This is a genomic window from Vibrio sp. 10N.261.55.F4 (assembly GCF_041470465.1).
Lineage (GTDB): Bacteria > Pseudomonadota > Gammaproteobacteria > Enterobacterales > Vibrionaceae > Vibrio > Vibrio crassostreae_C.
Map to the genome: position 1 here is coordinate 23,194 of NZ_JBFRMM010000004.1, position 20,258 is coordinate 43,451.

The window sequence follows — 20,258 nt, forward strand, 5'->3', positions numbered from 1 at the left end:
GTATTTTCATTGGAATAATTATTCCTTCATATTCTGCTGTTTGGAATAGCTGCCACAACCTTCTGGGATCATTATCAAAGAAAACCATTGGTCACTATTCCACCAAGGAATAGATTTTGAAACTCATTATTCAAACTGACATTCTGAAAAAATAATAATAAACACCCTCTACCCTATTCATGCTACGGAGCTGCTATGAATTCACTATTTACTTTGCTGGACTGGGCGGTATTTGCGGTTTACTTCGCTGTTATCGCTTTTACAGGCTGGCACTTCAGCCGAACCAAAATCACGAGCACCAAAGACTATTTCTTAGGCGGTAACTCGATGCCAATGTGGGTTGTTGCCATCTCGGTATTGGCGACCTCGCAATCAGCAGCGACGTTCTTAGGCGGACCAGAATCTAGCTACCGTGGCGATCTCACTTACCTAGCGACCAACATCGGTGGAATTATTGGTGCTGTCTTTGTCGCATTAGTACTGATACCTCGCTTCTACAAAAACAAAGTCTCTACCGTGTACGAACTGCTGAAAGTTCGTTTTGGCGAGAAAACAAAACAGCGCGCAGGTGTAATGTACTTAGTCGGTCGTGTATTTGCTTCAGGTGCTCGCCTATACATGGCCGCTATCGCAGTCTCCATGATTCTATTTACCAACATTGACCCAAGCAGCGTAGTTACTTCAGTGGTTATTCTCGTTGCTGTTGGCCTTGCTTATACCTACATGGGTGGCATTCGTTCCGTTATCTGGAGCGACCTAATTCAGCTTGTGGTTTATGTCGGTGCAGCCATTGCTGTGATCATCTATTTATTGGGACAAATTCCAGCTGATTTCAACCAAATTGCTCAGGTACTGGCTAACCCTGGTGAAGGCCAAGCTTCGAAACTGACCTTATTAGATTTTAACCTCGACTTTAGCCCTGCTGGCACCTTCAGCTTTTGGGCATGTATCACAGGATTCGTGCTATTAAACATTGGTGCATTTGGCCTTGATCAGGACATGACTCAACGTGTTTTGACTTGTAAAGATGCTAAGCAAGGTTCAAAGGCGATGATTAACTCAATCATCTTCTCTATCCCAGTTGTGCTTGTATTTATGTCAATTGGCCTACTCTTGTATGTCTTCTACCAAAGACCAGAACTGATGGGTGTTGAAGGTAAAGAAGTTGTTCAAAACTTCAATGGCGAAAACGTCACGATCTTCATGTACTACGTGCTAAATGAAATGCCTGCTGGTCTTCGTGGCTTAGTGACAGTTGGTGTTGTTGCTGCAGCGCTATCGACATTAAACTCTGGCTTAAACTCGATGTCTTCAGTTGCGGTACAAGACATTTACAAGCCTTGGTTAGAAGCTCGTAAGGGAGAACAAGATGACTTCCATTATGTAAAAGCAGGCCGCTTCGGTATGGCCGCTGCTGCGCTGGCCTTAGGTAGCATGGGTATCTTGTGTTACTACTGGCAGCAATACACCGACATGCCGTTATTATCGTTCGCTTTGAGTGTGATGGTGTTTGCTTATACCGGGTTATTGGGTGTCTACTTCACGGCCATTTTCACTGAGCGCGGCAACGAGACTTCTGTCGCTTTAGCTCTAGTGGCAGGCTTCTTAACAACATTACTGATGCAAGCTTATGTGTGGGACAGTGTGATGGGCGTGATTAACGCGGATTGGGTGGGTATTCGATTAGCCTTCCCGTATCAACTCTGTGTGGGCACGTTTGTATCATTAATTGTGTGCCTTGCAGGTAAGAAGCAAACTCAAGAAGTTAATAAACTACAAACGGTTTAGCCAATGATTACCCATACTTTGGCAGTCGATGGCGGTGGCACTAAAACCGCCATTAGACTGAAGCGAATATTACCAACACTAAGTGTCATCGAAGAGTGTATTTTACCTGCGACATCATTGACCTTATATGGTGGATCTGCGATCACTCAACTTACTCATTATATTGATGAAATGTTGAGTGTGAATCAGATAAAATCACAACAGTGCTATATTGTGGTTGGCGTTGCGGGCGTAGGAAACTTAGATTTAAAAGCCAAACTGCAATCGGCGTTAACCCATTGCCCGCACCTGTATGTAACAACTGATGCAGAAGCGTCAGTATTTGGTGCTAATTCAGGACAAGGTGTTAACTGTATTGCGATTGGCACAGGTTCCGTTGCGATTCAATTGGACACACAACAAAAGACTCATCAAGTTGGTGGTTGGGGTTTCCCAATTGGTGACCAAGGTGGTGGCGCTTGGCTTGGTTTTCGAGCTGTTCAACAAACTCTCGTTGAATTAGATAACAAGCGCACTTCTTTAACGAATCAACTTGTAATGCGAAAAACAGGCAACGAACGCAGCCAAATTCTACGGTGGATTGGCGAAGCTAACGCGACCGATTACGCCCAATTTGCACGAGAGATCGTTGATATAGAGCAGCGCTGCTCAACGGCAAGTGCCATATTAAAACAAGGTATTGAAGAAATAGAGAAGCTCACACGAGTATGCTCAGACTATAACTCATTACCGATTATTTTCTTAGGCAGTTTAGGGCAGTTCTATCACCCTAGGCTTTCCCAAGAACTCCAAGTTCGTACCTTAAATATTCAAGGTAATGCTCTGGATGGCGCAGAAGTCATCGCAAGCCAAAAGATCCGGCAGCTTAATTTAGGAAGTGAACAATGAAATCAGAGTTATACATTGGCGTGATGTCGGGGACGAGTATGGACGGCGTTGATACGGCACTGGTGTCGATAGAAGACAACCGGATCACATTACTCGCTCATGATGAGTTCCCAATGCCTGACGACCTCAAAGTGCGTCTGCTTGAAGTTTGTATTGGTCAGAAAACCGATTTAATTGCCATTGGAGAACTCGACCACCAGCTTGGCCATCTGTTTGGCGATGCGGTTTTGCAACTTCTCGAAAAGTCAGGTACACCTGCATCTTCTATGACTGCGATTGGTAATCATGGTCAAACGGTATTCCACCAGCCAAGCGGCGAATCTCCATTTACCATGCAGTTGGGTGATGCCAACATCATTGCCGCTAAAACACAGATTCAAACGGTTGCCGATTTCAGGCGTAAAGACATGGCATTAGGCGGACAAGGTGCGCCATTAGTCCCCGCCTTCCACCATACGATTTTCCACCCGCAAGACAGCTCGGTTGTGGTGTTGAATATTGGTGGTATCTCGAATATTTCAGTGCTGCGCCCTAATCAGCCAACGCTTGGTTATGATACAGGTCCGGGCAATATATTGATGGACGCTTGGGTTGATAAACACACGGGTGAGAAGTTTGACCGTGATGCGCAATTTGCGCTTAAAGGTCAACTCAATCAAGCTTTACTCGAACAGTTGTTAAATGAGTCTTATCTATCTCAAATGCCACCGAAAAGTACTGGTAGAGAACTATTCAACCTACCTTGGCTAGAGCAACAATTAACAGAATTTAAAGATCTTGCAGTAGAAGATGTTCAGCGCACGCTTTGTGAATACACCGCATTGACGATAGCCAATGAAGTGGAGACTTATCGCTTGGGTGACCAGCCTGCACTGTATGTGTGTGGCGGTGGTACACGAAATCCATTGTTGATGAAGAGGCTGTCTGAACTGCTTCCAAGTTGGGAGGTTGACTCAACCACCAGTAAAGGCGTGGACGCCGATTACATGGAAGCGATGGCTTTTGCGTGGCTTGCTCAACGTCATATTCATCAACTGCCAAGCAATTTACCAGAAGTGACTGGCGCAAGCAGAGCGGCCTCTCTAGGCGTTCTCTATCGTGCTGACTAAACAACTTTAGAACCATCATTTTAGAATCACCATTTAAGGATCATTATGAGTAACGACGCTCTCATATCAGCGCTCTCGCACCTCGTTTCGGAGGGGAGAAACCCTGACACTATGGATATTGATCTGCTCACCTCTCTCGAAGTGGTTGAAAAGATTAACCAACAAGACAAGCAAGTCCCGCTGGCGATTGAAGCGGAACTGCCACAGATCGCGAAAGCGGTCGATAAAATTGCTCATGTCTTTCAAAACGGTGGTCGACTGATTTATATGGGCGCAGGCACCAGTGGTCGATTAGGTGTGTTAGACGCCTCAGAATGCCCACCGACTTTCGGTGTTTCGGACAAAATGGTTATCGGCTTAATTGCAGGCGGACCAGAGGCGATTTTAAAAGCCAAAGAAGGTGCAGAAGACTCGCTAACTCTCGGCATTGAAGATCTGAAAGCGATTCAGTTTTCAGAAAATGATGTCGTGGTAGGTATAGCTGCGAGCGGTCGCACACCTTACGTGATTGGTGCACTCAACTATGCCAATCAGCTTGGCGCAGTAACGGTTGCATTATCTTGTAACCCTGACTCTCCAATTGCTGAAATCGCTCAAATCGCAATTAGCCCGGTGGTTGGCCCAGAAGCATTGACTGGTTCAACACGACTCAAATCAGGTACAGCACAAAAGCTGGTGCTTAATATGCTGACCACAGCCAGCATGATTCGCATTGGTAAGAGCTACCAAAACCTTATGGTCGACGTAAAAGCGACCAATGAAAAGTTGGTTGCTCGCGCTGCTCGTATCGTTATCCAAGCAACGGAGTGCGACAAAGCACTGGCAGTGTCGACGCTTAAAGCGACTGATTACGATGTGAAGTTATCGATTTTGATGATTCTAACAGGACTAGATTTAGAATTGGCCAAGGCACAGCTTGATAAGCAAAACGGCTTTTTAAGAAAAGCTGTAGAGAATAACCAGTAACCTAGACTCTGCTGTTGAGTATTACTCCGGCTACCGACAAAAAGACCAGTACACACGCGGTACTGGTCTTTTTTAGTTTTAATTTTTCATCGCTAGCTTGGGCTTAGTAGTCGTTTGAGAACTCGTCCCAGCCGCGTTGCCATTCCATACGGAAACGTTGAGCGTCTTCCGTACCAGAACACACGCCTTCATACACCTGACCAGATAAACCAATCTGATAAGCATGGTTCGGATTACAATATTCAGTCACACCTAGGTGATAACCTTCTGTGTAACCCGCTTGATCGACTGCGCCAAGCTCAGTCATCTCTGAATACGAACGCTGAGTGTGGCCTTTGATACCATCACGATAGCCAATCTCTTGCCAATTGCCTTCAGCTGCTAAATCTTGAACATTGGCGCTGCATCCTGCAAGGCTAAATGCCACGGCGAATAGTACGATTATTTTTTTCATTTCAATCCTTTATATTGTTACTTCACCACTTTCTGACGAAGCGCTGCCTTTGTGGTGATTCTCCGCTGAACGCCTATCGATGTCCACTTATTGTCTAATGTTCGCCACTTTAGGTTCATTCCGACCACTCAGAATCAATAGTCGCCGTTAAGCCAACTCAAACAACCTCTCTATAGAGCTAATAGGCCTCTCGATAGAAATATCGGCCACTCAGCACAGTGAACAAACCACTAAATCAGTTATAACACCGCTAAATTGGCTATTCGACCACTCACTCTCGTAGCGGAAGTTTCTTCTCATCGACTCCTTTAATATACACCCTGACTTAATTAATACATTCAGGGATAACAAATTATGATGTGGTTTCTTACCTGTGTCGCAGCACTCATTGGTGGCTACTTTATTTACGGTACCTTTATCGAGAAGATTTTCGGTATCAATGAAAAACGCCAAACACCTGCTCACACTAAGCAAGATGGCGTGGACTACGTTCCAATGTCGACACCAAAGGTTTACCTAGTTCAGCTGCTTAACATCGCAGGTGTAGGTCCAATCTTCGGCCCTATCATGGGTGCCCTTTATGGTCCAGCAGCAATGCTTTGGATCGTTCTAGGTTGTATCTTCGCAGGTGCAGTACACGACTACTTCTCAGGTATGTTATCTATCCGTAATGGCGGAGCTTCGGTTCCAACCATCACTGGACGTTACCTAGGCAATGGCGCAAAACACTTTATGAACATCTTTGCCATTGTTCTACTGCTTCTTGTTGGTGTGGTATTCGTATCTGCTCCAGCAGGTATGATCACTAACCTAGTGAACGACCAAACTGATTTCGCGATGTCTGCAACTACGATGGTTGTTATCATCTTTGCTTACTACATCATCGCAACGATTGTCCCTGTCGATAAAATCATTGGTCGCTTCTACCCACTGTTCGGTGCACTGCTTATCTTTATGTCTGTTGGCCTAATCACTGCGATTGGTCTATCTGACGAACACCAAATCATGGGGGGCTTTGAGATCAGCGACATGTTCACCAACATGAACCCGAATGACCTACCACTTTGGCCTGCTCTCTTCATCACTATCGCATGTGGTGCTATCTCTGGCTTCCACGCCACTCAGTCTCCTCTGATGGCGCGTTGTATGGAAAACGAGAAGAACGGTCGCTTCGTATTCTACGGCGCAATGATTGGTGAAGGCATCATCGCTCTAATCTGGTGTGCACTTGCTCTGTCTTTCTTCGGTTCGGTTGAGTCTCTGTCTGACGCAATTGCAAACGGCGGCCCAGGTAACGTGGTATACAGCGCTTCATTTGGTCTACTGGGTGTATTTGGCGGTATCCTTGCTTTCCTTGGCGTGGTTATCCTACCAATCACTTCTGGTGACACAGCGTTCCGTTCAAGCCGTCTTATCCTTGCTGAATACTTCAACATGGAACAGAAAACACTGCGTAACCGTCTACTAATGGCGTTACCACTGTTCGTTATCGGTGGCATCCTGACTCAAGTTGATTTCGGTATCATCTGGCGCTACTTCGGTTTTGCTAACCAATCAACAGCCGTAATGATGCTGTGGACAGCTTCAGCTTACCTACTTCGCCACAACAAACTGCACTGGGTAACAACAGTTCCAGCTATCTTCATGACGTCTGTGTGTATCACATTCATCCTGAACAACAGCCAACTGGGCTTCGGTCTACCAATGCAAATCTCAACCATCATTGGTGTGGTGAGTGCGCTAGGTGTTGCGGCTTACGTTATTAAAATTTCAAAAGGCAAAGGCGATATCGACCTAGCTGATGAAGAAGAGAAAGAAGCAAAAGGCGTCACCAAAACAGCCTAGTTCTTTAAGGCTCTTGGGAACAAGAGACCAATCTTCATAGAAAGAGATAAAAGAACAGCCAAACACAACTTCGCTTGCTCCCGTAATCACTCAGTGATTCGTGGAATCTAAGACTAAAGCCCGTCCACTGTGATGGGCTTTAGTGTTTTCAGGCGTTAGTGCTTTCGACTCTGGGAAGCGAATATAACCTACGAAAACACAAGCAAAGCTACCGTTACCAAGCAATGAGCTTTACACTTAACAAGCGTCTCAATAGGTGAAAATATGGAACTCATTCTCTCTCTGCTGCAACAAACCTGCGTCTACTTAGTGATTGCTTACATGCTGAGTAAAACCCCACTGATTCTCCCTTTGTTGAGCATCTCTTCACGCTTAGGCCATAAGATCAGCTGCTACGTTCTGTTCTCCCTGTTCTGCATTATGGGTACCTATTTCGGACTGCAGATCAATGATGCCATCGCCAACACGCGTGCGATGGGTGCGGTAATGGGAGGTCTGTTTGGCGGCCCTGTCGTTGGCTTTGCCGTCGGCTTTACTGGTGGAATTCACCGTTACTCATTAGGCGGCTTCACAGACTTGGCTTGTGCGATTTCAACCACAGCAGAAGGCTTGATTGGCGGCCTGTTACACGTTTATCTCGTGAGAAAGAACAAAGCCAGCCAACTGTTTAATCCGTTAGTGGTTTTCTCGGTAACCCTGTTTGCAGAGATCATTCAGATGCTGATTCTGCTGGCGGTCGCAAAACCCTTCGAACAATCCTATGCTCTGGTCTCCGATATTGCGGCGCCAATGATCATCGCTAACTCGGTCGGTGCAGCACTGTTCATGAGCATCATCCAAGACAGAAAAACCATCTTCGAAAAGTACTCGGCTACCTTCTCACGCCGCGCACTGACCATTGCCGAACGTTCGGTGGGTATTTTGCATGGTGGGTTCAATTCCGATAACGCACAAAAAATCGTACGTATCGTTTATGAAGAGACCAACGTAGGGGCGGTAGCGATTACCGACCGAGAGAAAATCCTCGCGTTCGTTGGTATTGGTGATGAACACCATATTCCGAACACCCCGATTTCATCGCAAAGCACGCTCACTTCGATGGAACAGAACGACATCATCTACCTTGATGGCAAAGAGAACCCATACCAATGCTCCTTGTCGCAGGATTGTAAATTGGGTTCTGCGTTGATTATTCCATTGCGCGCGGGTAACGAAGTGGTCGGCACCATCAAGCTCTATGAGCCAAAGCTGAAACTATTCTCAACTATCAATATGTCGATGGGTGAAGGTATCGCTCAACTATTATCGAGCCAGATCCTATTTAGCAACTACCAGCAGCAGCAAACGCTACTGACACAAGCAGAAATCAAACTGCTGCACGCTCAAGTGAACCCGCACTTCTTGTTCAATGCGCTTAATACTATCAGCGCAGTAACACGTCGTGACCCAGATAAAGCTCGAGAGTTGATTCAACACCTGTCTCACTTCTTTAGAAGCAACCTAAAGCAGAACATCAACACCGTGAAGCTCAAAGACGAACTGGCACACGTCAACGCTTACCTGACCATAGAGAAAGCACGCTTTACCGATCGACTAGAAGTGGAATGGGATATCGACCCGCAGTTATATGAATCTCAATTGCCGAGCTTTACCCTGCAACCGCTGGTAGAAAACGCCATCAAACATGGGATATCTAATATGTTGGAAGGCGGTAAAGTAAAGATCTCTAGCGAGGCTTTCGAGGGTGGGTTCAAGTTAACCGTTGAAGACAATGCAGGTAATTATCAGAAGCCATCTCAAGATCATGTAGGATTAGGGATGGAAATTGTTGATAAACGACTCACTAATTTCTTTGGACAAGATTCAGCACTAAAAATAGAATCTCAACCACAGCAATTTACTCGAATGAGCTTTATCATACCTATACTCAAATAATGGTATTTTCGGAGACGGATCGCTCCGAGTTGAAACATTTAGAACCAGACATTTAAAAGATAAGCGTGAACCAAGCAGGGATAGAACCAAGATGAAGATTGTAGGATGTTAAAGGCACTAGTTATCGATGATGAGCTTTTTGCTCGCGAAGAGCTGATTGAGCTGCTGACCGAAACAGGAGAAGTGGAAGTCATTGGCCAAGCGAGTAATGCAATTGAAGGGCTAAAGCAAATCAACCTTCTCAAGCCTGACGTGGTGTATTTGGACATTCAAATGCCTCAGGTTACTGGGATTGAATTGCTGAGCATGCTTGACCCGGAAACCATGCCTTATGTGGTGTTTGTGACCGCCTACGATCAATATGCGATTCAAGCCTTTGAAGACAATGCCTTTGACTACCTACTCAAACCCGTCGAACCTTGTCGATTAAACAAGAGTGTTTGCCGTCTGAATAAGGTCATCAAGCAGAATCAGAAAGCGCCAGCACAAGACATCTCTGCGATTGCTCCCTGCCACTTAGAGCAGATTCCGTGTATTGGTCATAACCGCATTGTGATCATGGCAAGCCAAACGGTTGAATGCGCCTATTCTGATATCAGTGGCGTGCATGTTCGTAGCTCATCACAAACAGCAACCTCGCAACTAACCCTGAAGATCTTGGAAGAAAAGACCGATTTGATCCGCTGTCATCGACAGTATTTGATCAACATAAAATCGATCCAAGAGATCAAACTGCTAGAGAATGGATTAGCCGAGATCATTACCCTGACTGGCTTTGAAGTCCCGGTGAGTCGTCGTTATTTAAAGACTTTAAAAGAGCAACTCGGTCTCCAGTAACGCGTTAGAATTAGACGCCTTGTTCCAAAGCACGATCAAAAAAGCCAACGTATCAACGTTGGCTTCCTGCTGTTTACAAATCAATAGTGTTTGCAAATCGATAGTGTTACGCATCGATCTTGTCACCAATCAATAGAGATTAGTCGACTTGCTTAATCTGTAGCTCTTTTGGTACTTCAAAGAACATGTTCTCTTCACGACCTTGAATCTCTTCAACGTCAGTCGCACCTAGCTCACGAATACGATCTAGAATTTGGTTTACCAGCTCTTCAGGAGCAGAAGCACCGGCTGTTACACCGATTTTCTTTTTCCCTTCAACCCACTCGGTTTGAATGTCTTCAGGACAGTCAGTTAGGTAGCCTGGTGTGCCTAGTTTCTCAGCTAGCTCTTTTAGACGAGTTGAATTCGATGAGTTCTTAGAACCAACCACTATCACCACATCAACGTCATTCGCCATCTCACGCACAGCGTCTTGACGGTTTTGAGTCGCGTAACAGATGTCGTCTTTACGTGGGCCTTGAATCTCAGGGAACACTCGACGTAGCTCTTCAATCACATCTGCAGTTTCATCTACTGATAGCGTAGTTTGGCTAACATAGTGCAGGTTACTTGGATCATTCACCACGAGGTTCTGTACGTCCTCTGGTCTTTCAACCAAGTACATACCACCAGTTTGGCTCGCGTACTGACCCATAGTGCCTTCCACTTCAGGGTGACCTGCGTGGCCAATCAGTACCACTTCCATATGTTTGCGGCTCGCACGAGCAACCTCCATATGAACTTTAGTCACCAAAGGACACGTCGCATCAAATACCGTTAACTCACGCTCTTTCGCTTCTTTACGAACCGCTTGAGAAACACCGTGAGCCGAAAAGATCACGATGTTGTCGTCTGGCACCTCACTCAGTTCTTCGACAAAAATAGCACCACGCTGCTTGAGCCCCTCAACAACAAAGCGGTTGTGTACCACTTCATGGCGAACATAGATCGGTGGCTGATACATTTCGAGTGCACGCTCTACGATGCTGATCGCACGATCGACACCGGCACAAAAGCCACGAGGGTTAGCTAACATTATTTTCATTTCATTGCTCATCATTTACCGCGGTACTAAGGTTGCTTCTATAGAGTTCGCCGTCAGCGAGGTTCGCATTCTACAGTGAAGCGTCTAGACAGTGAAGCTCTGGGTGAGATCACAGCTGTAAGGCTATCTTATTCTAGCGTGAAGACAGCTATTCTAACGTTATGAGAGTTATTCTACCGTTAAGATATTGACGTCAAAGCTAACGTCTTGACCAGCGAGTGGGTGATTAAAATCAACCGTCACTGAATCACCTGCGATCTCAGTAATAATACCTGGAATTTCAATACCGTCAGGACCTGAAAATGCCATGATAGTGCCCACTTCAACTTCAGAGTCGCCAACAAACTTAGCACGATCCATATAGTGAATATGATCTGGGTTTGGCATACCAAACGCGTCTTCCGCCTTCAGTTCGATAGACTTTTCAGTGCCGGCTTCAAGTCCAAGTAAGCACGCTTCAAAGTTCTCACTTAGGCTGCCATCACCCATGACGAACTTCGCTGGTTTGCCCATGTTCTCCGTACTATCGGCAACTGAACCATCCTTCATTTTAATCGTAAAATGTAGAGTTACTGCTGAATCATTTTTAATTGCTGCCACGTTACTTTCCTTAGACTTCTTTATTATTTGAGGATGCGCTGTGCTTTGCTTCCTTGTTGACTGAAGCATAAAAAAAAGCGCCGTCGGAATCAACCGACAGCGCTTAGGGCTATTCTATTCTGTGAGTCATAGACTGACTTTGAAGCAAGCTATTTGCTTTCGTCTTTCTTACGGAAACCATCTAAGATGATCATCGCAGCACCGATACAGATTCCCATATCCGCTAAGTTAAATGCAGGCCAGTGGTAAGTGCCCCAGTAGAAGTCTAAGTAATCGACAACAAAGCCATGTACGACTCGGTCAAACACATTACCTACTGCACCACCAATGATGATCGCATAAGCAATGTTATTCCACTTCTCTGTTGCTGGTAGTTTGCTCATCCAGTACGTCAGCATACCTGTTACCGCAAATGCGATACCCGTAAATAACCAACGCTGCCAACCACTTTGATCACTCAAGAAGCTAAACGCTGCACCGTAGTTATGCACGTACAAAAAGTTAAAGAATGGCAGCACCTCAATACGGTTTGCCCAACCATAACCCATATTGTCCATGACAAAGAGTTTAATGCCGATATCAGCCAAGAAGACCAATAGAGCCAGCCATAACCAACGTACACCAGATTGTTTTAACGAAACTTCACTCATTTCTATTCCTAGTATTTACGAAGTTGGTATTCATTGTTAGTCACCTTACGTGACCTTGATTACCAACTTGGTTAAACACATTTCCTATAACTAAAAATAACCCCAGTTGATACTGGGGCTATGATTTTCACAAAAAGTTCAGTCTTTCTCTGAGTCGTTATGCGAACTTACGCACTTCGCCTTCACCGTCGATGTTCGACACACAACGACCACAAACTTTCTCGTGACCTTCGATAGTGCCTACATCTGGAGTGTGGTGCCAGCAACGGTCACACTTCTCAGCTTCAGTAGCCGCAACTTCAACGAATAGACCAGCAACGTCTGTCGCTTGCGCTGCATCAGACTTCTCGCTCAGTGGCTTAACAACAGCTGCAGAGGTGATAAGTACGAAACGTAGCTCATCTTCTAGCTTGTTGATTTTAGCCGCTAGTGCATCGTCAGCGTATAGAGTAACTTCAGCTTGCAGTGCACCACCGATCGTTTTCTCTTTACGAGCATCTTCAAGAAGCTTGTTCACTGCGCCACGAACAGACTGGATTTCAGTCCAGAATTCGTTGCTTAGCTCTTCGCCTTCTGCAAGACCAAATAGACCTTCGAACCACTCACCTGTGAATACGAACGTGTCGCGCTGCTCTCCAGTTGGTAAAGAGCTTGGCATTTCGTTCCAAATTTCATCTGCAGTGAACGACATGATAGGTGCCATCCAACGAACTAGAGCTTCTACGATGTAGTAAAGCGCCGTTTGACAGCTACGTTGAGCATGGCTGCCCTGCTTCGCTGTGTACTGACGGTCTTTGATTACGTCTAGGTAGAAAGAACCCATTTCGATAGAACAGAACTGCATTAGACGTTGAGTCACACCGTGAGTGTTGTACTCGCCGTATGCTTTAACAATCTCTTCTTGTGCAGCTTGAGCACGGCCAACAGCCCAGCGATCAAGTGCAACCATCTCTTCAGCAGGAACTAGGTCAGTTTCAGGGTTGAAACCGTTCAAGTTCGCTAGGAAGAAACGAGCCGTGTTACGAATACGACGGTAAGCATCCGCTGAACGCTTCAGGATTTCATCAGAAACCGCAACTTCACCCGTGTAGTCTGTAGAAGCAACCCATAGACGCAGGATATCTGCACCTAGCTTGTTGGTTACGTCTTTAGGAGCAACAACGTTACCGATAGATTTAGACATCTTACGGCCGTTACCATCCACTACGAAACCGTGCGTTAGTACTTGCTTGTACGGTGCTTCGTCTTTCATCGCGATAGATGAAATTAGAGAAGACTGGAACCAGCCACGGTGTTGGTCTGAACCTTCAAGGTAAAGATCAGCACTGTGAGTGCGCTCTTCGTTCGGGAAGTTGTACTCTTCACGAGAATCAACAACAGAGAAGTGCGTAACACCTGAGTCGAACCATACGTCTAGCGTATCCATTACTTTTTCGTACTTATCAGCGTCTTCTGCGCCCATAAGTTCAGCAGCGTCTACATCCCACCAAGCTTGAATGCCTTTCTCTTCAACTAGCTTCGCAACTTTTTCAATAAGCGCTGGGCTTTCTGGGTGAAGTTCTGCTGTTTCTTTATGAACAAACAAAGCAATTGGCACACCCCAAGTACGTTGACGAGAGATACACCACTCAGGACGACCTTCAACCATGCCTTCGATACGGCTTTGACCCCATTCAGGCAACCACTCAACACTCTTGATTGACTCTAGTGCTTTAGCACGTAGGCCAGCTTGATCCATAGAGATGAACCATTGTGGTGTTGCGCGGAAGATGATTGGAGTTTTGTGTCTCCAACAGTGTGGGTAGCTGTGCTCGTAAGCGTGGTGATGCAGAAGTGCACCTTTCTCTTTTAGAACTTCTAAAACAGAGTCGTTCGCTTTGAATACGTGCTGACCAGCAAATAGCTCTGTATCTGGCAGGTAAACGCCGTTAGAACCAACTGGGTTAGCGATTTCTAGGTTGTACTTTTTACCAACCACGAAATCTTCTTGACCGTGACCAGGCGCAGTGTGAACCACACCAGTACCTGAATCTGTTGTTACGTGATCGCCAAGAACTGCAGGAACAGTAAAGTCGTAGAACGGGTGGTTGAACTGAGAAAGCTCAAGATCAGCACCTGTAGCAAAACCAAGGTTGTGGAAGTGCTCGATACCTGCACGATCCATTACGTCTTTTGCTAGTTCAGAAGCAACAACGATACGTTGAGCAGGCTGGTCGCCATTCGCTTCAACTTGGATAAGCACGTATTCAAGATCATCACGTAGACATACTGCGCGGTTAGCAGGCAGAGTCCATGGTGTTGTTGTCCAGATAACGATAGAAATTTCGCCTTGACCCGCATGACCTTCAGCTAGAGTAAATTTCTCTAGAAGCGCCGCTTCGTCAGCTGCTGTAAATTTCACATCGATAGATGGAGAAACTTTATCTTTGTATTCAACTTCAGCTTCAGCCAGAGCAGAACCACAATCAGTACACCAGTGAACGGGTTTGAAACCTTTAAGAAGGTGACCTTTGTCTGCGATTTTGCCAAGAGAACGAATGATGTTCGCTTCTGTGCCAAAATCCATAGTGCGATAAGGTTTGTCCCACTCGCCCATGATGCCAAGACGTTTGAAGCTCTCTTTCTGACCTTCAACTTGACCCGCAGCGTACTTTCGACACTCTTCGCGGAATTCAGCCGCCGAAATCTTCTGACCAGGCTTACCTTTCTTCTTCTCAACCATTAGCTCGATTGGAAGACCGTGACAGTCCCAACCAGGGATGTACGGTGCATCAAAACCAGAAAGGGTCTTAGATTTGATAATAATGTCTTTAAGAATCTTATTCAGCGCGTGGCCAATGTGAATATCGCCGTTCGCGTATGGAGGGCCATCATGCAGTACGAAAGATTTTTTACCTTTCTTTGCCTTACGGATTTCGCCGTAAAGATCTTCTTTGTACCAACGCTTCAGCATTTCTGGCTCACGATTTGCCAGATTGCCGCGCATTGGGAACCCTGTTTCTGGTAAGTTCAGGGTATCTTTATAATCACTCATCGATTCTTAATTCCGTTATATTGGGCGAAGTTAGACATTATGTTAATCGGTGGAATCATCCGATTAATTCTTTAGCTGAAGCAGCCACACCCTTGCGGCTTCAGCATCCAATTCTATTTGATTCTTTAGTGCGTCGAACGATTCAAATTTTATCTCGTCGCGCAGTTTGTGCAAAAGTCGTACTTCTAACTGTTTACCATATAAATTGGCTTTAAAGTCAAAAAAATGCACTTCCAATTGCTGCCTTACCCCATTAACTGTTGGTCGTTGTCCAATATTAGCAACGCCACCGACAGGAACACCGTCGATATCCAAAGCTTCAACAACATACACTCCCGATACAGGAGAAACACAACGCTTTAATGGAATATTAGCGGTAGGGAAACCGATAGTTCTCCCTAGTTTTCGACCATGGGACACTCGACCACTAATACTGTAATCACGTCCTAACATGGTAGCACTTGCAGCCAAGTCATCGACCGCTAATGCATTTCGTATCTCAGTACTGCTTACTCGTAATTGGTTTAAGCAATAGCTTTGGGTGCTGACCACCTCAAAACCGTACTTCTCGCCCGCCTCTTTGAGCATAGCGAAATTACCGGTACGACCTTTACCAAAGCAAAAATCGTCACCAACCACCAAGAACTTCACACCAAGCTTATCAACCAAAAGATCCTTAATGAATGCTTCCGCGGATAAACTTGCAAAATACTGATTAAAATTAACACACAATAAGCGACTGATATCTAGCTTACTCAGTTGCACGTATTTGTCTCGTAAACGAGTTAAACGTGCTGGCGCTCTATCTCGGGCAAACAGCTCCATAGGCTGCGGTTCAAACGTCATAACAACAGAAGGTAGCCCTAATGCTGCAGCTTGTTTAGAAACCTGACTCAAAACCTCTTGATGTCCTAAATGAACACCATCGAAGTTACCTATGGTTAATACACAGCCATGATGCTGCGCTTTAATATTGTGTATACCTCGGATCAGTTCCATTATGATCAGCTAAAACCTGTTATTTGCATCATTTATTGTGTGAAACCGACGGATTATATACTAATCAGTATTAATCTGTCGCTGCTTTTAAATGTTTTACTCGGATACCTAAAATCAGTACCGAAACAATATAAACAAAGCCACCAAGTCCAATCAAGCCAGTTAATGTCAGCGCTCTCTGGCTAAAGCTCCATTCAAGCCAATGTTGCATATTATCCAGCTGCCATAAAATAGCCGCTACCATCACCACACCTGAGATAATTAATTTGGCACTGAACAACAAGGTTGTCTTAGTTAATTGATACACACCCGCAAGGTGCAATCCTCGATATAACAAGGCCATATTCACAAAGGCAGACAGTGCCGTCGCAATCGCCAAACCCACATAGCCATAAAAACAAGCAAAGATCGCGTTAAACACCATATTGGTCACCATAGCGATAATGCCGTACTTAACCGGTGTTTTGGTATCTTGGCGAGAGTAATAGCCCGGAGCTAAAACTTTAATCAGCATGAAATTAAGCAAGCCTGATGCGTAAGCTACCAATGACATCGATGCTTGCTGTACATCGTGTGGAGAGAACTCACCACGCATAAATAGCACCATCAACATGGGTTTAGCTAAAACGATAAGACCTAACATCGCAGGAATACCGAGCAGCAACACCATGCGCACGCCCCAATCCATGGTATGCGCGAACCCTTCCCCTTGAGCATCTACGTGTTTACGAGACAAAGCAGGAAGAATCACAGTCGCAATCGCGATACCGAATAAACCGAGAGGAAATTCAAGCAGTCGGTCTGAGTAGTACAACCAACTGATAGAGCCTGTTGCGAGGAAGCTGGCAATAAAGGTATCAAACAATAAGTTGATTTGGCTGACCGATACACCGAACAGAGCAGGGATCATTAATGTGCGGATCTTAACCACACCCGGGTCTCTCCATCCCCACTTCGGCTTAACCAACACACCCGCTTTGATCAAGAAAGGCATTTGGAAAAGGAATTGGACTAAGCCACCAAGAAACACACCAATAGCCAAACCAATTTCTGGTTGTTCTAAATTAGGTGAGATAAACCATGCAGCGCCTATGATCATCACGTTCAAGAACACAGGAGTAAAAGAAGAGACCGCAAATTTACCTAATGTATTAAGAATGGCACCAGATAAAGCGACGAAGGTGATAAACCATAAATAAGGAAAGGTAATCTTGAGCATAAAGCTCGCTAGCTCAAATTTGGGTGCTGATGGGCCATCATTTAGCCAGTCGATAAACCAACCCGCACCAAACATCGCGGTGATCACGCCAGAGCCCAATACCCCGATGACGGTGACAATAGAAACTAAAACCCCGAGCGTCCCCGACACCTTAGCAATTAAATCTCGTGTCTTATCTTTATCACCTGCGGCGTGATATTCCGTTAATACAGGAACAAACGCTTGAGAAAACGCACCTTCTGCAAAAAGTCGACGTAAGAAATTAGGAATTTTATTAGCGAAGAAAAATACGTCGGCACTCGCTCCTGCCCCCATCAAATTTGCTACTACTACATCACGTACTAGCCCCAATACACGGGAAACAAAAGTCATTGCGCTGACAATCAGGCCTGACTTTAATAGTCGTTTACTCACAGAAACCTCTGACACTGGTTGATTACTTTCAAGCGAGGATAAATACTATCCTGTCCTAAGAAGCATATTTATTAGCATTGGTCTAAAAATGCTGTTAGAATCCCCGCCATCTTAACCGCGATGACCTTTCCATACCAAAGTTTGTTTGGCTACGATTGGTTTTTGCACAAATCATTTGACAATTAAGCGCTAATGAGGGATAGTCCTCGCCCTTAAATTGTCACCGAACTAAGTTTTTGGGAGTTAGACCCTTGGCAAACAGTAAATCTGCTAAGAAGCGCGCTATCCAAGCTGAGAAACGTCGCCAGCACAATGCTAGCCGTCGTTCTATGATGCGCACTTACATGAAAAAGACTATCGCAGCTATCGCAGCTGGTGATAAAGAAGCTGCAACTGCTGCTCTTGTAGAAGTTACACCACTTCTTGACCGTATGGCGACTAAAGGCCTTATTCATAAGAATAAAGCTGCACGTCATAAGTCTCGTTTCGCTGCTGCAATCAAAGCTCTTTAATAGAAATTTGATTACAACGCAAAACGAAAAAAACCGGCCTAGGCCGGTTTTTTTATATCTAAATTTTGAGTAACGCTTTTATTTTACGTGCTAACAGCCGTTTTTCTGACCGATAAACAATTTAAGCAGATAGATAAAACAAACAATCAGAAAAATAAATAGAGAAGCAAATTGGTACGTAGATAGATAGGTAAACACTAACGTTCAATGTGAAATGCTAACACTTCCTTGTGTCATTCTATCGCTGATAAGAAATCCCCCTCCCACCAGCAATAAGCTACTTGCAGTAAATACCATGCAGTAGGTTAATCATCGCTTTTACTTCTTCACTACTCAATGTGTAATACACAGTTTGAGCTTCTTTGCGAGTTTCGACCAAACCATCTCTTCTCAACCAAGCAAGATGTTGAGATAAAGCAGACTGACTCAGTTCCAACTTGCCACACAACTCCCCAACCGACAGTTCAGTGCCATGTAATAGGCACAAAATCTGTAAGCGACGCTCGTTAGCCATGGCTTTGAGTAGAATCACAGCTTGTGCTGAGTTCTTCTCCATCTCTTTTAAGTTCATAGTTTGGCTCCCTACAACCTTTACGCCAACTACGGGCTATCAGTATTTCCGGCATATTGCGGAGTTATGATAATCGATATCAATTCATTAACAAACTATCTCACTCGAACAATTTGCTAAAATCTGCGTCACATACGTTTTTTACTGCTGGATGTTGGATCATCCTCTCAGCAAATATGACGTAGTACTCCTCTTTTAACTCTTCAATACCGCCTAATAGTTGCAGTGATGTGTCGTCTTCCACTTCAGACATATAAATCGTCGGTGCTAAAAATATTACGTCATGATGGTAACGAGCAAAAGCCTTCATCAATGCGGCATCATCAAACTCACCTAAAATATCTGGCTTAAGCCCTTGTCTATCAAACCATTGCAGCACTTTACGACCCATTGAGGTTCGGCTGCCAGGGATCAAAAGCTTTCTTTGCTCCAATACAGCAGGGAAATTAACCCCTTCAACCTGACCTGAACTAAAAAAGCTCATTCCACTCTCACCCAGCTTTTTACTGAACAGGCCCGGGCTTTGACTAGAGTCCACCGGACAGTCAGACAAAATCATATCGAGCTTATGTTGAGAGAGTTGCTCAAGTAGCATTTCATGGGTCGATTCAAAACAGCGCAAGTGAATGCTGTTATCTGGAGGGATGGTCGACATCAGTATCTTACTGACGAGTCTTTTAGAGAGCGCATCCGCGACGCCAACATCAAACAGAATATTGGAGTGCTGGCTGTAATTCACGATGTCCAGCATCTCGTAACTCAGGCCAAACATACGATCGGCATATTTAAAGACCAGTTGCCCAAGCTCTGTAGGCTCAACACTTCGGCCATTACGCTTGGTCAACTTGCCATCCATGCGTTCTTCTAAGGCTTTTATCTGCCCCGTTACCGTTTGTGGTGTTAGGAATAGGGCTTCTGCAGCTTTAGTAACAGAGCCTTGCTTGCAAACCATCCAGAAGTAATACAGATGGTTGTAGTTGAGATGCGACATAGATGTGCCGTAATAAAAGAGTAGATACCCTTTTATATCAAATATGACACCGCCACTCAACAAACTCGGAAAAACCTAACCAAACATAGATTTACCACTTATTTTTTCGAAGTGTCTGATTTCATAATGTAATATTTCATCGATTATTTTCAATTTTTTTCTAACTTTTAAGATCTATATCACCTATAGAATTTCCATTAAAAAACAACTTAAAACAACAACTTAAAACAACCACATTAGCAATTGGAATATTTAAAGAGTAAATCATCACAAAAAAGTCGCACCTAAACCAAAATGTAATATTACTGAAATATTTCCCCTCTAACATCACGCTCAGATTAAACAAACAGACCAAACACAGA

Annotated in this window: 17 protein-coding genes; 8 read left to right on the forward strand and 9 right to left on the reverse strand. The window is 44.8% G+C overall.

All coding sequences use genetic code 11. The annotated features are described in order from the left end of the window. Positions 1 to 195 precede the first annotated feature (195 nt). The 4 genes from AB4249_RS03770 to murQ are packed head-to-tail and all read left to right on the forward strand — an operon-like array spanning position 196 to position 4,751. Entirely contained in the window at positions 196 to 1,788 is a 1,593-nt protein-coding gene (locus AB4249_RS03770) for a sodium:solute symporter (protein WP_229647448.1), read from the forward strand. A gap of 3 nt (positions 1,789 to 1,791) precedes the next feature. Beyond that, positions 1,792 to 2,676, forward strand: coding sequence for a BadF/BadG/BcrA/BcrD ATPase family protein (locus AB4249_RS03775; RefSeq protein WP_229647449.1), 885 nt, complete (start codon positions 1,792 to 1,794; stop codon positions 2,674 to 2,676). Beyond that, a complete protein-coding gene (locus AB4249_RS03780) occupies positions 2,673 to 3,785 on the forward strand; it encodes an anhydro-N-acetylmuramic acid kinase (RefSeq protein WP_372102337.1) in 1,113 nt (370 codons plus the stop codon). Before AB4249_RS03775 ends, AB4249_RS03780 begins: the two co-directional genes overlap by 4 nt. A 45-nt stretch (positions 3,786 to 3,830) precedes the next feature. Beyond that, positions 3,831 to 4,751: an N-acetylmuramic acid 6-phosphate etherase gene (gene murQ / locus AB4249_RS03785; RefSeq protein WP_032545650.1), complete on the forward strand. Its 921-nt coding sequence runs from the start codon at positions 3,831 to 3,833 to the stop codon at positions 4,749 to 4,751. Positions 4,752 to 4,854: 103 nt separating this feature from the next. On the opposite strand, the gene AB4249_RS03790 is transcribed toward murQ, so the two are convergent. Continuing rightward, positions 4,855 to 5,205, reverse strand: coding sequence for a DUF2799 domain-containing protein (locus AB4249_RS03790; RefSeq protein ID WP_065584724.1), 351 nt, complete (start codon positions 5,203 to 5,205; stop codon positions 4,855 to 4,857). A gap of 354 nt (positions 5,206 to 5,559) precedes the next feature. Between AB4249_RS03790 and AB4249_RS03795 the strand changes: the two genes are divergently transcribed. The 3 genes from AB4249_RS03795 (at position 5,560) to btsR (ending at position 9,822) form a co-directional block, all read left to right on the forward strand. Continuing rightward, positions 5,560 to 7,050, forward strand: coding sequence for a carbon starvation protein A (locus AB4249_RS03795; protein ID WP_017062863.1), 1,491 nt, complete (start codon positions 5,560 to 5,562; stop codon positions 7,048 to 7,050). A 264-nt stretch (positions 7,051 to 7,314) separates the two neighbouring features. Further along, a complete protein-coding gene (locus tag AB4249_RS03800) occupies positions 7,315 to 8,985 on the forward strand; it encodes a LytS/YhcK type 5TM receptor domain-containing protein (RefSeq protein WP_371724419.1) in 1,671 nt (556 codons plus the stop codon). A gap of 105 nt (positions 8,986 to 9,090) precedes the next feature. Continuing rightward, the gene (gene btsR, locus AB4249_RS03805) at positions 9,091 to 9,822 is read left to right on the forward strand and encodes a two-component system response regulator BtsR (protein ID WP_055319044.1); all 732 of its coding nucleotides are present in this window, start codon (positions 9,091 to 9,093) and stop codon (positions 9,820 to 9,822) included. Positions 9,823 to 9,961: 139 nt separating this feature from the next. On the opposite strand, the gene ispH is transcribed toward btsR, so the two are convergent. The 6 genes from ispH to murJ form a co-directional block, all read right to left on the reverse strand. Next, the gene (gene ispH / locus AB4249_RS03810; RefSeq protein WP_029235087.1) at positions 9,962 to 10,918 is read right to left on the reverse strand and encodes a 4-hydroxy-3-methylbut-2-enyl diphosphate reductase; all 957 of its coding nucleotides are present in this window, start codon (positions 10,916 to 10,918) and stop codon (positions 9,962 to 9,964) included. 156 nt (positions 10,919 to 11,074) lie between these two features. Continuing rightward, on the reverse strand, positions 11,075 to 11,506 hold the full coding sequence (fkpB, locus tag AB4249_RS03815; RefSeq protein ID WP_102332782.1) for an FKBP-type peptidyl-prolyl cis-trans isomerase: 432 nt from the start codon (positions 11,504 to 11,506) through the stop codon (positions 11,075 to 11,077). A 149-nt stretch (positions 11,507 to 11,655) separates the two neighbouring features. Then, positions 11,656 to 12,156, reverse strand: a complete 501-nt coding sequence (lspA, locus tag AB4249_RS03820; RefSeq protein WP_004739521.1) for a signal peptidase II — start codon at positions 12,154 to 12,156, stop codon at positions 11,656 to 11,658. A 157-nt stretch (positions 12,157 to 12,313) separates the two neighbouring features. Beyond that, positions 12,314 to 15,190 (reverse strand): isoleucine--tRNA ligase, encoded by a 2,877-nt coding sequence (gene ileS, locus AB4249_RS03825; protein WP_017059344.1) that lies wholly within the window; start codon positions 15,188 to 15,190, stop codon positions 12,314 to 12,316. Between the two features lie 63 nt (positions 15,191 to 15,253). Then, positions 15,254 to 16,189, reverse strand: a complete 936-nt coding sequence (gene ribF / locus AB4249_RS03830; RefSeq protein WP_017062867.1) for a bifunctional riboflavin kinase/FAD synthetase — start codon at positions 16,187 to 16,189, stop codon at positions 15,254 to 15,256. Positions 16,190 to 16,259: 70 nt separating this feature from the next. Continuing rightward, complete coding sequence (murJ, locus tag AB4249_RS03835) at positions 16,260 to 17,822, reverse strand: murein biosynthesis integral membrane protein MurJ (RefSeq protein ID WP_032547643.1); 1,563 nt, start codon at positions 17,820 to 17,822, stop codon at positions 16,260 to 16,262. A 251-nt stretch (positions 17,823 to 18,073) separates the two neighbouring features. Between murJ and rpsT the strand changes: the two genes are divergently transcribed. Then, positions 18,074 to 18,334, forward strand: coding sequence for a 30S ribosomal protein S20 (rpsT, locus tag AB4249_RS03840; protein ID WP_004739529.1), 261 nt, complete (start codon positions 18,074 to 18,076; stop codon positions 18,332 to 18,334). A gap of 277 nt (positions 18,335 to 18,611) precedes the next feature. Here rpsT and AB4249_RS03845 read toward each other — a convergent pair whose 3' ends face one another. Together AB4249_RS03845 and nhaR are read right to left on the reverse strand one after the other, a co-directional pair. Further along, positions 18,612 to 18,905 carry a metalloregulator ArsR/SmtB family transcription factor gene (locus tag AB4249_RS03845; RefSeq protein WP_004735028.1) on the reverse strand — a complete coding sequence of 98 codons (294 nt, stop codon included), beginning with the start codon at positions 18,903 to 18,905 and terminating at the stop codon, positions 18,612 to 18,614. Between the two features lie 100 nt (positions 18,906 to 19,005). Next, complete coding sequence (gene nhaR / locus AB4249_RS03850; RefSeq protein WP_017059341.1) at positions 19,006 to 19,896, reverse strand: transcriptional activator NhaR; 891 nt, start codon at positions 19,894 to 19,896, stop codon at positions 19,006 to 19,008. Positions 19,897 to 20,258: the final 362 nt, after the last annotated feature.

Excerpts from the sequence above, each read along its gene's own strand:
- AB4249_RS03770 (WP_229647448.1), top strand. The coding sequence starts at position 196 with ATGAATTCACTATTTACTTTGCTGGACTGGGCGGTATTTGCGGTTTAC.
- AB4249_RS03775 (WP_229647449.1), top strand. The coding sequence starts at position 1,792 with ATGATTACCCATACTTTGGCAGTCGATGGCGGTGGCACTAAAACCGCC.
- AB4249_RS03780 (WP_372102337.1), top strand. The coding sequence starts at position 2,673 with ATGAAATCAGAGTTATACATTGGCGTGATGTCGGGGACGAGTATGGAC.
- murQ (WP_032545650.1), top strand. The coding sequence starts at position 3,831 with ATGAGTAACGACGCTCTCATATCAGCGCTCTCGCACCTCGTTTCGGAG.
- AB4249_RS03790 (WP_065584724.1), bottom strand. The coding sequence starts at position 5,205 with ATGAAAAAAATAATCGTACTATTCGCCGTGGCATTTAGCCTTGCAGGA.
- AB4249_RS03795 (WP_017062863.1), top strand. The coding sequence starts at position 5,560 with ATGATGTGGTTTCTTACCTGTGTCGCAGCACTCATTGGTGGCTACTTT.
- AB4249_RS03800 (WP_371724419.1), top strand. The coding sequence starts at position 7,315 with ATGGAACTCATTCTCTCTCTGCTGCAACAAACCTGCGTCTACTTAGTG.
- btsR (WP_055319044.1), top strand. The coding sequence starts at position 9,091 with ATGTTAAAGGCACTAGTTATCGATGATGAGCTTTTTGCTCGCGAAGAG.
- ispH (WP_029235087.1), bottom strand. The coding sequence starts at position 10,918 with ATGAGCAATGAAATGAAAATAATGTTAGCTAACCCTCGTGGCTTTTGT.
- lspA (WP_004739521.1), bottom strand. The coding sequence starts at position 12,156 with ATGAGTGAAGTTTCGTTAAAACAATCTGGTGTACGTTGGTTATGGCTG.
- ileS (WP_017059344.1), bottom strand. The coding sequence starts at position 15,190 with ATGAGTGATTATAAAGATACCCTGAACTTACCAGAAACAGGGTTCCCA.
- ribF (WP_017062867.1), bottom strand. The coding sequence starts at position 16,189 with ATGGAACTGATCCGAGGTATACACAATATTAAAGCGCAGCATCATGGC.
- AB4249_RS03845 (WP_004735028.1), bottom strand. The coding sequence starts at position 18,905 with ATGAACTTAAAAGAGATGGAGAAGAACTCAGCACAAGCTGTGATTCTA.
- nhaR (WP_017059341.1), bottom strand. The coding sequence starts at position 19,896 with ATGTCGCATCTCAACTACAACCATCTGTATTACTTCTGGATGGTTTGC.